This window comes from Bacillus sp. AK128 (assembly GCF_053903075.1).
Map to the genome: position 1 here is coordinate 3,654,007 of NZ_CP096379.1, position 13,288 is coordinate 3,667,294.

At 36.9% G+C, this 13,288-nt stretch carries 14 protein-coding genes and 1 tRNA gene; 3 read left to right on the top strand and 12 right to left on the bottom strand.

The genetic code is table 11. The features are described 5' to 3' along the window. Positions 1–29 precede the first annotated feature (29 nt). From yhbH to M1D60_RS18305, 4 genes are all read right to left on the bottom strand, one after another. The gene (yhbH, locus tag M1D60_RS18290) at positions 30–1,205 is read right to left on the bottom strand and encodes a sporulation protein YhbH (protein WP_456276265.1); all 1,176 of its coding nucleotides are present in this window, start codon (positions 1,203–1,205) and stop codon (positions 30–32) included. 267 nt (positions 1,206–1,472) lie between these two features. Beyond that, positions 1,473–1,661 (bottom strand): hypothetical protein, encoded by a 189-nt coding sequence (locus M1D60_RS18295; protein WP_456276266.1) that lies wholly within the window; start codon positions 1,659–1,661, stop codon positions 1,473–1,475. A gap of 240 nt (positions 1,662–1,901) precedes the next feature. Beyond that, positions 1,902–3,797: a PrkA family serine protein kinase gene (locus M1D60_RS18300; protein WP_456276267.1), complete on the bottom strand. Its 1,896-nt coding sequence runs from the start codon at positions 3,795–3,797 to the stop codon at positions 1,902–1,904. A gap of 433 nt (positions 3,798–4,230) precedes the next feature. Continuing rightward, the gene (locus M1D60_RS18305; protein WP_456276268.1) at positions 4,231–4,518 is read right to left on the bottom strand and encodes a hypothetical protein; all 288 of its coding nucleotides are present in this window, start codon (positions 4,516–4,518) and stop codon (positions 4,231–4,233) included. 234 nt (positions 4,519–4,752) lie between these two features. Here M1D60_RS18305 and M1D60_RS18310 point away from each other — a divergent pair, with 234 nt between their 5' ends. Beyond that, positions 4,753–5,034, top strand: a complete 282-nt coding sequence (locus tag M1D60_RS18310; protein WP_456276269.1) for a hypothetical protein — start codon at positions 4,753–4,755, stop codon at positions 5,032–5,034. A gap of 96 nt (positions 5,035–5,130) precedes the next feature. Here M1D60_RS18310 and M1D60_RS18315 read toward each other — a convergent pair whose 3' ends face one another. From M1D60_RS18315 to queG, 4 genes are all read right to left on the bottom strand, one after another. Further along, entirely contained in the window at positions 5,131–6,024 is an 894-nt protein-coding gene (locus tag M1D60_RS18315) for an SDR family oxidoreductase (RefSeq protein ID WP_456276270.1), read from the bottom strand. Between the two features lie 696 nt (positions 6,025–6,720). Then, on the bottom strand, positions 6,721–7,176 hold the full coding sequence (trmL, locus tag M1D60_RS18320) for a tRNA (uridine(34)/cytosine(34)/5-carboxymethylaminomethyluridine(34)-2'-O)-methyltransferase TrmL (protein ID WP_456279488.1): 456 nt from the start codon (positions 7,174–7,176) through the stop codon (positions 6,721–6,723). A gap of 101 nt (positions 7,177–7,277) precedes the next feature. Beyond that, the gene (locus M1D60_RS18325) at positions 7,278–8,153 is read right to left on the bottom strand and encodes an amidase domain-containing protein (protein ID WP_456279489.1); all 876 of its coding nucleotides are present in this window, start codon (positions 8,151–8,153) and stop codon (positions 7,278–7,280) included. A 74-nt stretch (positions 8,154–8,227) separates the two neighbouring features. Next, entirely contained in the window at positions 8,228–9,361 is a 1,134-nt protein-coding gene (gene queG, locus M1D60_RS18330) for a tRNA epoxyqueuosine(34) reductase QueG (protein ID WP_456276271.1), read from the bottom strand. 88 nt (positions 9,362–9,449) lie between these two features. Here queG and M1D60_RS18335 point away from each other — a divergent pair, with 88 nt between their 5' ends. After that, positions 9,450–10,118 (top strand): B3/B4 domain-containing protein, encoded by a 669-nt coding sequence (locus M1D60_RS18335; RefSeq protein WP_456276272.1) that lies wholly within the window; start codon positions 9,450–9,452, stop codon positions 10,116–10,118. 56 nt (positions 10,119–10,174) lie between these two features. Here M1D60_RS18335 and M1D60_RS18340 read toward each other — a convergent pair. The 3 genes from M1D60_RS18340 to M1D60_RS18350 all read right to left on the bottom strand — a co-directional run bounded on the left by M1D60_RS18340 (position 10,175) and on the right by M1D60_RS18350 (position 11,354). Next, positions 10,175–10,248: transfer RNA gene (locus M1D60_RS18340), tRNA-Gly, on the bottom strand. A gap of 208 nt (positions 10,249–10,456) precedes the next feature. Next, a complete protein-coding gene (lepB, locus tag M1D60_RS18345) occupies positions 10,457–10,999 on the bottom strand; it encodes a signal peptidase I (protein WP_456276273.1) in 543 nt (180 codons plus the stop codon). Between the two features lie 130 nt (positions 11,000–11,129). Beyond that, positions 11,130–11,354: a hypothetical protein gene (locus tag M1D60_RS18350; protein ID WP_456276274.1), complete on the bottom strand. Its 225-nt coding sequence runs from the start codon at positions 11,352–11,354 to the stop codon at positions 11,130–11,132. A 634-nt stretch (positions 11,355–11,988) separates the two neighbouring features. Between M1D60_RS18350 and M1D60_RS18355 the strand changes: the two genes are divergently transcribed. Next, the gene (locus M1D60_RS18355) at positions 11,989–12,429 is read left to right on the top strand and encodes a cell wall hydrolase (RefSeq protein WP_456276275.1); all 441 of its coding nucleotides are present in this window, start codon (positions 11,989–11,991) and stop codon (positions 12,427–12,429) included. Positions 12,430–12,491: 62 nt separating this feature from the next. On the opposite strand, the gene M1D60_RS18360 is transcribed toward M1D60_RS18355, so the two are convergent. Next, on the bottom strand, positions 12,492–12,923 hold the full coding sequence (locus M1D60_RS18360) for a hypothetical protein (protein ID WP_456276276.1): 432 nt from the start codon (positions 12,921–12,923) through the stop codon (positions 12,492–12,494). Between the last annotated feature and the right edge of the window lie 365 nt (positions 12,924–13,288).

Sequence of the window (13,288 nt, forward strand, 5' to 3'; positions counted from 1 at the left end):
AATGCAAAAAGACAGGTCTCCCTGTCTTTTTATGCATACATCTTCTTCTCTTCTTCCTTCTTAAAGAAGCTCTTCATGGCATGGAATACATCGGCTTTTTGCTTGAGGATATAGTGACGGAATTTTTCGTTTTGAATGTTTTTATAAGCGGACATTAGGGTTGAGTGGCGGTTGTATTGATTCACTTCTCCATATCCAAACATATTGGATACCTTCATAAGCTCATCTACTAGCTTAACGCAGCGTATATTATCTGAAGTTAAATTGTCTCCATCAGAAAAATGAAATGGATAAATATTATAGCGTGACGGGGAATACTTGGTATCAATTAAATCTAGTGCTTTCTTATAGGCTGACGAACAAATCGTGCCTCCACTTTCTCCCTTTGAAAAGAAATCTTCCTCAGCAACGACCTTCGCTTCTGTGTGGTGGGCAATGAATTCAATTTCAACCGATTCATACTTAGTACGTAAAAATCGTGTCATCCAGAAAAAGAAGCTTCGTGCCATATACTTTTCCCATAAGCCCATCGATCCACTTGTATCCATCATCGCTAGAACGACTGCTTTTGAATCAGGCTTTACAACCTCATTCCATGTTTTAAACTTTAAATCTTCTGGATAGATGGGGTGAAACTTTGCCTCTCCTTGGAGAGCATTCCGTTTAAAAGCACTTAACATCGTTTTCTTTTTATCCACATTTCCCATTAAACCTGTTTTTCTAATATCATTAAATTCAATTTGTTCAATGGTATTTTCATCTTGTTCTTTTCTTTGTAAATTCGGTAAGGCAAGCTGATTAAAAAATTCCTTTTCTAGCTCCATTAACGAAACCTCTGCTTCATAGTAATCTTCTCCAGCTTGATCACCTGCTCCTTCACCTTTACCTGGACCAGGTTTTGGCTTACCAGAACCATCTCTAGCGACCACATCTCCAACCTGACTATCACCATTTCCTTGCCCTACATGCTTATTCTTATCATAGTTATAACGAATCTTATACTCATCTAGTGACCGGATTGGAATTTTGATGACATCTTTACCATTTGACATGATAATACTTTCCTCTGTCACCAAATCGGGTAAATTACTCTTGATCGCCTCTTGTACTTTTTCCTTATGTCTTTGTTGATCATCATGCCCTTTTCGATGGAGGGACCAATCTTCTTTTGAAATCAAAAAGCTATCTTTACCACTTTCATTCATTATTTACTTCCCCTCCTATATTTTTTGTGATTTTTCATCACCATCATCATAAAAAAGCATATACTATCTTGACGGTTTTTTACTTCACTTTTCCTTGATGAAAGGTTGATTACTCTATCCTATGCAGCTTTGATCAATAATTGACAAATTATTTTGATAATTAGGCACCCACCTCTCAAAATTAGACAAGTTATGTTAGACGATGAAACCCTTCATTCCTGCCTTTATAAGCATGGACTTTATTAAGAGTTGCTTTACTCTACTACATTATTTTTTTGATCGTTCTTTATCAGTAAATTGCTTCGGATCTGGAATCTTGTTGTCATCTTTCACTTCTTGATTAGTGGCCATCTGCTCCATAATTTTTGAATGTTTTTCTAGTTCCTCTTCACTGTTAACCATTGAGCTGTTTTTTGGCTTATCGTGTTTTTCTTGTGCGGTTTTATTCGTTTTCATTTTGACATCACCTCTACTTATTACATACCCGAAATGGGAGTAAATGAAACGGCTTGTTAGTTTGGGTTTTGACGCATATAATTAAAATTTCCGTGCATATAATAAAAAAATTTGACGCATATATCGCGAATACGGTGCATTAACCTGTTTTTCTAGTATTCCAACCTTAATACAAGGCTACATTCAACGAACTTATATATAAAAGAGGAGTGGTATCCAAGTACCACTCCTCTTTTTAGTTTATCTATTTAATAGACTTCCCACATATCGAAGTAAATCATTAGCAGAAGTAGAGTTATAGCCGTGTTCCTCAATTAGTCTTGACACTACTTCATTAATTTTCTTCAGCTGGACCTCATCTGGTGTTTTCGATGAAGTCGTGATCTTCACTACATCCTTTAGGTCTGCGAATAGCTTCTTTTGGATGGCTTCGCGTAAACGTTCGTGTGAATTGTAATCAAAACGCTGACCCTTTCTTGCATAGGCAGAGATTCGAATTAAGATTTCTTCACGGAATGCTCGTTTCGCATTTTCAGAGATTCCAATTTGTTCTTCAATAGAACGCATAAGCTTTTCATCCGGGTTCATCTCTTCACCCGTCAGAGGATCTCGCATCTTATTCTTATTACAATAAGCCTCGACATTGTCCAAATAATTATTCATAAGGGTTTTCGCTGATTCTTCATAAGAATAAACAAATGCCTTTTGAACTTCTTTTTTAGCAATTTCGTCGTATTCTTTACGTGCCACCGAGATAAAGTTCATAAAACGCTCGCGGTCTTCATCAGATATAGATGCGTGCTGGTCCAATCCATCTTTAAGTGAACGTAAAACATCTAATGCATTAATAGATGGATTTTCCTTACGAATAATCGCAGAAGAAATCCGGTTGATCACATAACGAGGGTCAATTCCCGTCATTCCTTCATCATTAAATTCCTTTTGCATCTCATGAACATCTACATCATTAAAGCCTTCTACGGATTCACCATCATAGAGTCTCATCTTTTTGACTAGATCGATGTCACCTTTTTTCGGCTCCTTCAATCTCGTCATAATCGTAAACATGGCGGCAACTTTTAATGTATGTGGTGCTATATGGACGTTATAAACATCGCTTTCCTTAATCATTTTTTCATAAATTCGTTCTTCCTCAGATACTTTTAAGTTATAAGGGACAGGCATGACGATGATACGTGAGTGGAGGGCTTCGTTCTTCTTATTAGAAATGAAGGAACGATATTCTGCTTCGTTGGTGTGGGCGACTATTAATTCGTCTGCTGAAATAAGCGCAAAACGACCAGCCTTAAAATTACCTTCTTGGGTTAGTGATAATAAATGCCATAAGAATTTTTCATCACATTTTAACATTTCCTGAAACTCCATCATTCCACGATTGGCCTTGTTTAACTCTCCATCAAAACGGTACGCTCGTGGATCTGATTCAGAACCATATTCAGCAATCGTAGAGAAATCAATACTTCCTGTTAAATCGGCAATATCCTGTGATTTTGGATCAGACGGACTAAAGGTTCCAATCCCAACACGGCGATCCTCAGATAGGACAACTCTTTCCACAACTACATCTTCAATACGTCCACCGTATTCTTTTTCTAATCTCATTAAATTAAGAGGAGATAAATTCCCTTCAATTCGAACACCATACTCTTGGAAGAACTCTTCCCTTAGATGCTGAGGAATGAGGTGTAACGGGTCCTCATGCATCGGACAGCCTTTAATAGCATAAATAGCTCCTCTGTCAGTTCGAGAATATGCCTCAAGGCCTCGCTTTAGCATAGCCACAAGGGTCGATTTCCCCCCACTTACAGGTCCCATTAAAAGTAAAATTCTCTTTCTTACATCCAATCGCTTAGCTGCTGGATGAAAATACTCTTCCACTAGACGTTCTAATGAATCCTCTAATCCATACATCTGACGACTGAAAAAATTATATCTCTTCTTTCCATCAACCTCTTCAATTCCAGCATCCTTAATCATATTGTACACTCTCGAATGAGCGGACTGGGCGACATAAGGACGTTCTTTTACAAGCTCTAAATACTCAGCGAAGGTACCTTCCCACTTAAGACGATGCTCCTCAACACGATGTTCTTCAATTCTTCTTAATATATCCATAAGGACCTCCTTCAATTTCTCGAGTGAAGTTGAGATTATTACAATCTATGCACAGCCGTCCCTTATCATTCGCTTGGATTGGATTTTATCTTAATATTCATCCGTTTTGAGTTGAAATATAGATCATTGCAGGAAGCCGGCTTTTTACTTTACAATAACTCGTTACAACTTAAACCGATTCAATGAAACTGCACTGTATTGCCAATGTTCTATTAGAAATGTAAGTTTAATCAATATCCCATTTATTCATATAAAAGGGATATTGTAAAATAACCTATGCTTTTAAAAGGAATATGTTCTTTAGAGACCCAATTTGATTTCATATAAAACGAGATTTGTTTTGGTATATATCACCTCAACCTTTTACTCCAAAAAAAAAGAACCCTATTAAGAGGTTCCCAAAGTTTTTATGCAAATCAAATCGCTGTAACTCCTATTCAGTTACTGATGAAGCAATATGCTTTATATTCTCAAGAATTGTTGATTTATTACCACCACAATAAAATGCGGTTACCAAGTCATAGCATGTTGGTTGATCTATTAAATAACAGCGGTGTGGTCCCATATCATAAACAAAATAACTTTGTTCTTCACCTTTCATCCCATCAAACACTTTATAATGCTCGAGGTCAAATAATTCGCGAATTCCATGTTGAGCCAAGTCCATAAACTCTTCTCTCGACACTTCTCTTACTGCTTTTAGTCCAACTTTTTCGTTCATTTTAATACCTCCAGTATTTTGTCTTTTTTACGCATATCTATGATTAGTACAGATGTTGATGATTAAGGTACTGCCTGTAAATTTTATCATAATTTTATTTTTAGGTGGTAATTTCAAAACCTGCGTTTATGAAAAGGATATTTTTACCTTTTGTAGAATAATAATTATTTGAAAGGCTTGCCAAAAAATTAGTCTTTACTAATAGTTGAGGTTTTATAGAGGAGGTACATACCGATGAGACTTTACAGTATTTTTTCAGCTGTACTTATAACACTGGCGATGATTTCGTTTGGATTAAGTAAAATGCTTGACGTGTTCTTTGAGCCCCTGGCATTTATAGGCCTACTAGCTTTAATATTGGGTGGTTTATTAGGCTTTATATCTCTCTTCAAGCAAGAAATAGGACGATTGAAGCTTGTATCCATTTCTTCCTTCTTTATCATTTTATATTTGCTAACCTGGTTTGAATCAATCCAATTTATTCGAATATTGACTTGGTTAAAAAATATAGCATAACTACTGAAATAATATTTCCGTTATTCATAGAAACAACTAAAGCATGAGAGCATTGATTACCCCTCATGCTTCATTTAATTAATACGCCTTCTCATCTTACCCGCTTACAAATCCTCCACCATTAACATGGATCATCTCTCCGGTAACATAGCTAGAGTCTTTAGAAGCTAGATATACGTAGGCCGGAGCGAGTTCAAATGGCTGTCCTGCTCGCTTTAATTCTGTTTGTTCGTAGCCAAACGTCATGACCTCATCAGCAGAGAAGCTAGAAGGAATGAGTGGAGTCCAAATTGGTCCTGGTGCGACTCCGTTCACCCGTATTCCTTTATCAGCTAGCGACAGCGCTAATGATCTCGTGAACGTAACAACTGCTCCTTTTGTGGCCGAGTAATCAATTAATTTCTTATGTCCTCTGTAAGCGACAATTGATGCGGTATTAATAATAGAACTACCTTTCTCCATGAACGGTAGGGCTGCTTTCGTTAAGTAAAAAATGGAAAAGATATTCGATTGAAATGTCCGATGAAGCTGTTCTGTCGTGATATCCAAAATACTTTCGGCCACAAATTGCATCGCTGCATTATTGACGAGTACATCAATCTTCCCAAAATGCTGAACCGTTTGACCGACAATCGTTTGGCAAAATTCTTCATTCCCTAAGTCCCCTCTGAATGCAAGACAGCGTCTACCAAGCTCTTCCACTCGTTGCTTCGTTACCTGTGCATCATGATCCTCATAGAGATAGGCGAAAGCAATATCTGCACCTTCTTTTGCATAGGCGATTGCTACGGCACGACCTATGCCACTATCAGCACCAGTGATTAATGCAATCTTTCCTTTTAATTTTCCACTTGGTTTATAGGATTTTACTTCACTAATAGGTTGAGGCTCCATGACATACTGAAGTCCTGGGTGTACGTCTTGATGCTGGGGTGGAAATTGAATAGGAATTTCCTCATATTGTTGAATAGTTCCGTATTTTCGATACATGTATTGTTCCCCTCCTAACAGATATACACTAACCTATGTGATTTTTATGAATGGGGTTAATAAAAATTTAGAAAAATATGTGACAATCGTTCACTTCGTATGATTATTTCGCTATAATAGAGTTAACGTTTTGGGTAGACTAGTTTTAAAGGAGGGCGTTATAGATGGGATTAGTTCTAATTCTTGGAGTTTGTCTTGCTTTCTTAACAGCGATTTTCTCTGCTGGGTATAATTCAAAGCCTGGTATTAAAAACAAGTAATGATAAAAAAGAACCAACCTACTAGAGGTGGTTCTTTTTGTTTGCGGGCTTTCATACCCTCTATGAACCACCGGTTGCTCTTGTTTTGACCTGAAAAGGGCTTTCATAACGCCGATGAACGACCTTTTGCTCTTGTTTTGATCTGAAAAGGGCTTTCATATCTTCGATGAACAACCTTTTGCTCTTGTTTTGACCTCAGAAGGGCTTTCATAACGCCGATGAACGACCGGTTGCTCTTGTTTTGACCTGAGAAGGGCTTTCATAACACCGATGAACGACCTTTTGCCCTTATTTTGACCTCAGAAGGGCTTTCATAACACCGATGAACGACCTTTTGCGCCTGTTTAGGTCTGTCAATGTCCTTCATAACCTCGATGAAGGACTTTTTGCGCCTGTTTACATCTAAAAATGTCCTTCATACAACAGAACGCTCTCTTTATGTAAGACCTGGATAGTTCTGTTGTCTTAACGCTTCATATATTAAGATCGCGGCTGTATTAGAAAGGTTCAGGGATCTTACATTATCATTCATTGGAATACGTAAACAGCGGTCCATATTCCTCTCAATTAGATCCTTTGGTAATCCAGTTGTTTCTCTGCCGAAAACAAAGAAGTAATCCTTTTCAAGATTGCTATAGTCAAATGTAGTATGGGGCTGCTTTCCAAACTTTGTTAAGTAAAAGAATTCGCCTTCATTATATTTGTCAAATAGCTCGTCCAATGAGTCATAATAATGAATTTGAACGTGATCCCAATAGTCTAGGCCTGCTCGCTTTAACATTTTATCATCTGTTGAAAAACCAAGCGGACGAATCAGATGAAGGGTTGTGTCTGTTGCTGCACAGCTTCTTGCAATATTTCCAGTATTAGCAGGAATTTCAGGTTGGTACATAACCACATGTAGTCCCACGATTTACTCACCTCTTTAAATATTTCTACACAGTAGTATACCATTATCAAAAAGAAAAAACTTGGCCTACGCCAAGTCAAATTTTACTGATCATCTATAATATGCAAAAATGCATATTTAATGTTTGGTGTATAAGCCGTTGAATCTGTATATTCCCAGTATCTCATCCGGCTATTATAGGTATGTGCATTCACAAGTGGCATGTTATCACTATCCTTAGCGACGACAATTGTATTATGATTCCATTTTCCATCTCCCTCAAAATCATAACAAATCACATCACCAATCACTAGTTCACTTGCACTGTCCTTTTCAACCGCCCGTAAGCCCGATTTAGCATTAGGCAGATATCGCCGAAGAGCATTTGCCACAGACCAGCTGTAGCTCCAGGAACCATCCCTCATCCACCAGCCTTTTCCACGGTTCGGGTAGCCAGTCATCGGAGCTCCACCTGCATGTAAGCACTGAGAGATATAGTTCGTACAGTCTACTTCGAATTTTTCATACTTTGGATTATAGGAATCCCACCACTGCTCTGCGTAACGAACGGCTTCACGTCGATCATAAACGAAAGGCTCTCGTGACGAGTCCTCATAGATTAAATCATTTTCATCGAAGGTTTCTGCTTCTTCAATCGGTTGGATTAACTGGTCTTGTACAACCTGTTCATCCACGATCAATGCTCGTCTTTCTTCCATCAATTCCTCATTAAAAAACTGATTACCTTGCTTGATTAAATCCTTTAGCTGGACTGAATATCGGACGTCGAGTCCATTATCTCTTTCGTTTATTTCGAGTATTTGACAAACCGCTTGGCTTTTTACAATAACAGCTTTCCTATTTCTTAATCCCTGATACCGAAGCTTTAATTCATCTTCTATAACTGGGCTTCTGCTCCCTTTTCGCCCAACATTCTCATGAATACGAGTGGATACATGGTCTTCCAAAATAGATCTTATATTCATTAAGATTTCACCCCTCCACAATAGGTGTTACGTTAAAGGGTATGAGTGAAAAATTGAATTGATGAACCTTAAATGTTTAGCAGCTCTAAACCTTTTTCAATTTCCTGTAAAACATCCTGATCCTCTTCTTTTGTTCGAGCTTTTACTAAGATGTTCTCACTCGTTTGATGACCGATCTTCCCAATCGCCCATGCAGCGGTTCCTCTCATCACAGGTCTAGGGTCTTCCGTTAACACCTTGGTTAGCTCCTCCATTGCTGAATCATCTTTATAGTGAGCTAACGCAATAATAGCATTTCGTTGAATAGGCTTTTTACCTCTCCATGAACCTGAAATGGAACCAAAACGTTCCTTGAATTCACGGTTTGACATTGATAATAATGGCTTTAGAACAGGCTTGACCACTTCAGGGTCCGGTTCCATTTCGGCATGAAAATGAAAATCCTTACCCTTATTCTCTGGGCAAACTAGTTGACAGGTGTCACAGCCATATAAACGATTACCGATTTTTTCTCGGTACTGATCGGGGATAAACCCTTTTGTTTGCGTAATAAACGCTATACATTTGTTAGAATCTAGCTGACCACCTTGAATTAACGCACCAGTTGGACAAGCGTCAATACATTTCGTACATGTCCCACAGTTATCTTCTATCGGCTTGTCAGGTAGAAATGGAATCGTGGTAATCATTTCTCCTAAGTATACGTAAGAACCAAATTCAGGAGTGATGATGGCACAGTTTTTCCCGCTCCAGCCAATCCCAGCCCGCTCTGCAACCGCTCGGTCAGAGAGCTCGCCTGTGTCTACCATCGACCTGACTTTACTATCTGGAACACGCTCAAGGATAAACGCCTCAAGCTTTCGTAACCGATCACGTAATACATCGTGATAATCTTGTCCCCAGGAAGCACGACAAAAAATTCCACGGCGTTCTGATTTTGTACTTCTTGGTGCATCTTTAAGCTTAGATGGATAGGCTAATGCAATAGCGATAATGGATTTTGCTTGTGGTAACACTAACTCCGGATGAGTTCGTTTATCAAGATCAGGCTCTTCAAAGCCAGATTGAAACCCTAGCTCCTGTTGTCGAACTAGCCTTTCCTTTAATTCTATAAACGGAGATGCACTTGTAAATCCAATTTTATCAATACCAATTGTCTTACTATATTGGATCAGTTCATCTTGAAAAGTACGAATATCCATGCCAACTCACTCCTTTCTTGATTCATATCATTCAAAATTATATAGTGATAGTATCATATTTCATAGCATTCAAAAAGGAGGTAAGATTTTGAAACTAACAATTGCCCCAAATCTAATCCAAAAAATTCCTGGCTTTAAAATCGGAATTATTACATACGAGAATATTACTGTAGGTGCCTCTCCCCAAATGATTAAAGGCCGTCTTCAGCTTTATCAAGAGTCTGTTGCGATTGATTTAGAGACGATGCCTCTTGTTGATTTTAAAAAGGGCATCCAAGAATGGAGACAAGTGTTCAAACAGTTAGGTGTTGATCCAAGTAAATACCGTCCTTCTCATGAAGCATTATTAAGACGAATTGGGAAAAGGCAGTTTTTGACTACGATTCACTCTGCGGCTGATATCAATAATTTCTTTTCCATTCAGTATGGAATTCCTATCGGTATTTATGATCAGCATAAACTGAATGGAGACATCGAGCTGAGACTCGGTAATGAAACGGAAAGCTATGAAGGCTTAAACAACCGAGACATTGATGGAAGCGGAAAGCTCGTAACAGTCGATCAAACGGGACCATTCGGAAGTCCTTATGTGGATGCAAAGCGGACAGCTGTTACAGAGGAAACAACTTCAGCTCTTCAGGTGGTTTATTTGCTACCTTCGATGGAGGCAGAAGAGGCGAGTCAGCTGTTGGAAGCCATTAGTAATATGTTTACCCAGGTCAACGGAGGAACAGCACAAATCTCCATTGAACAGTAAAAAACGCAATACTTCGTTTTCATTTAAACGAAATACTGCGTTTGTAAACGTATGTATGGAGCGGGTGATGAGAATCGAACTCACGACATCAGCTTGGAAGGCTGAGGTTTTACCATTAAACTACACCCGCATGTCACTGTTTTATGAGGACAGGTATTAATATATCACGCCGAAAAATATTTGTCTACATAATTCGGCAAAAAATTCATTTGGAAATAGTAACTAGTTTTCATGTTATGCAGATCGTCTGTCATTTATTCCATGCTATACACAGGGTTTTATTGAAAAATTTTTCAAAGCAAAAAAGCGTATCTAATAGGGATACGCTTTACTATTGATTAACGACCTATTATTTTCAACTCAGTAAAAGGAAAAAATACAAGTTTCGTCGTTCCTACTACCTCTTCAATTGGAATAACACCAATATGGCGGCTATCCTTACTTAATCGCCTATTATCACCTAACACAAACAAATGACCCTCTGGAACAACTTCACTGTTAACAGGAGTATCTTGTAACGTAAAAGAATTTGTAAGCGGTCGATCGATTATGTCTTTTTTATATTCTTCTAAATACGGCTCATCGTAAGCTTCCCCGTTAATATACAAGGTATCATCAATGTATTCAATTCGGTCTCCTGGCAATCCAATTACACGCTTTATGTAATCCTTGCCTTCGGGTGCATGAAAAACAATAATATCAAATCTCTTTGGTTGTCCAATTTTTGTTACAATCATTCGATCTTGATCCTGCAAAGTAGGTTGCATGGATGCTCCTTCAACTACTATAGGTACAAGAATGAAAGTGTGAATAATAAATGCTAATGAAGCCCCAATTAACAATGCCTTCGTCCATTCCAAAAGTTCTTTAGGTCTAACCACTCAATTCACCCTTTTCTTCAATAAAATGCACCTTATCAAGAGTCACGATCATTCAATAGTATATTTTCTACTAAAAAGAGTTATTTCCTTTTTTTCTAATCCATTTATTCCTTTTAGTAAACGGTTTAGTTCATGTTAAAATGGCTTTCCCATAAACAGTGTCAATACTTTGAATCACCTTTGAACCCATAGGTAATGCACTTGATGGAGTAAATCGAAAACCAAAAAAATGTAAAGCTCCTATGGTTAGAATAGATATGACTATAATAAATTTCCACGGACTCCTTTTCTTAATGGTAAAAAGCAACACGATTCCAATCAAAGCTATTGCAAATAAAATAAGTAAAGTATACATGTATGAAACCTCGCTATAAATGTTTTCCTTCAAATGCAGCCATAAGGCCATGAGTTATTCCTTCATAAACATTTCTGTGGAAAATCATGAACTTAAAATGAATAAAAACATATATTAGTAGTCTATATATAAAGTAAATTCTATTTCATGGTGTATCTCTTGATTAGACAACAAATACAAAAAGAAGCAAACTGATGGCAAAAAGAAAAAACGCAATCTGAATGGCTATATACATGATAAATTCTACTGCTTGAAGTTTCCTGTGTTTCTTAGTCTTAACTAGATGCCGAAAGTAAAAGGAAGAGCTAAAAACAAGTATAGTTATAGAAATTGTTCGCAAAGCTTCTGCAAAGATGAGCAAGTACATGACTCCTTTCAGTTCATGCCCGTTCAAACTTTCAATTGATTCCTCTTCCCTTTTATTTTACCATATAAATCCATCACAGTTCATTGAGTTATCTAGGGCAGCACTTAAGAGAAATTCATCCCGCATATATTCTTGACTCATACCTTTTAGATAAATACTGTTTTCTATACTTTTGAGTGTTCCTTGCATAAAGAACATCAATTTATTTTTTTATAAAACATTTTTATTCAATTTTTTCCATACAATTCTTATAGAGGTGATGAAAAAGTGACGAGAGTTGCATTTACCGATAAAGACGTTGATGTGTTAGCAAGAATGATGAGGGCTGAAGCTGAGGGTGAAGGTAAATTAGGAATGAAGATGGTTGGAAATGTAATTGTAAATCGACTAAAAGCTGATTGCTTAGACTTTAAGGATCTAAGGTCAATACGTGATGTAATTTTTCAAGTACAAGGTGGAAATTATTCTTTTGAAGCAGTACAAAAAGGCAATTTATTCTATAACCCAGCAAGAGAAGTTGAAAAGAAATTAGCCAGAGAAACCTTAAAATATTGGAGAGAGCATCCTTCTAAATATTCTCTATGGTATTTTAATCCATATGGAGAGTGTCCACCTACATGGTACAATCAACCATTTGCTGGAAATTACAAACAACATTGTTATTATGAACCTATTGCTAATACATGTGAAGGTGCATATAGGTATTAAAAGAAAGCCTTTCACTACTTAAATTCTTACACAAAAGCCTGCAATTAAAGATTACCCAGTAATCATTGTTGCAGGTTGTTTTTTTGACTCTTATATTTCAAGAAAATCTGGACGGTTAAAATTGCACTTACTGATAAAGCAATTATCAGCAAAATTTGGTCATTATTAGCCAAGTTAAATGTATTGCTCAAGCCAAGCCAAAGAATGCAACTGACCAGGTTCGATCCGAATAATAATCCCCAGATTACTTCTTTAAACTTTTTATAAAACAGATTCCCTACTAAATACCTTATATATATAAAGGAAACAATTCCTATACCTAATACAAAAAGCAGAAAGCTTTTAAAAGGTAGGAGAATTGGTTCTTCCCAAGAAGTATCAATCAAAAACAAATTGGCAAAGTACATCATATTAAATACAGTAACAAAAAGGAGAACATATAAAAATAAAACCCATTCCCCTACATAAATAACTGGGAGAAAAACCCTTTTCATGAACCATTCACCTACTTTATTTCACTCTAAAATGTAACTACTACTTCACGTTTAGTTCCCTTAAGTATTATGTGAAAATAGTAGTTTTAATAAGAACTCCATTACTTTCTAGATAACTTTTTAAAAGTCTTTCTTTCCCTTAGATTTTAGTTTGGATATGTCATAAATCCACAATAAGATAAGGAAAACAGCAAATAAAATAGTTAAAGTGGTATTATTTAAATCATAAATGTAATTAAGAGATAACACTCCAAACAAGTATAAAGCTGCCAATAAAACCCTACTATATTTCTTAAACAGAAAATCACCTCAAAAAAAGTATACAGTTTATAGTACATATTTTTCATTCAAGTATTCTGACCTGG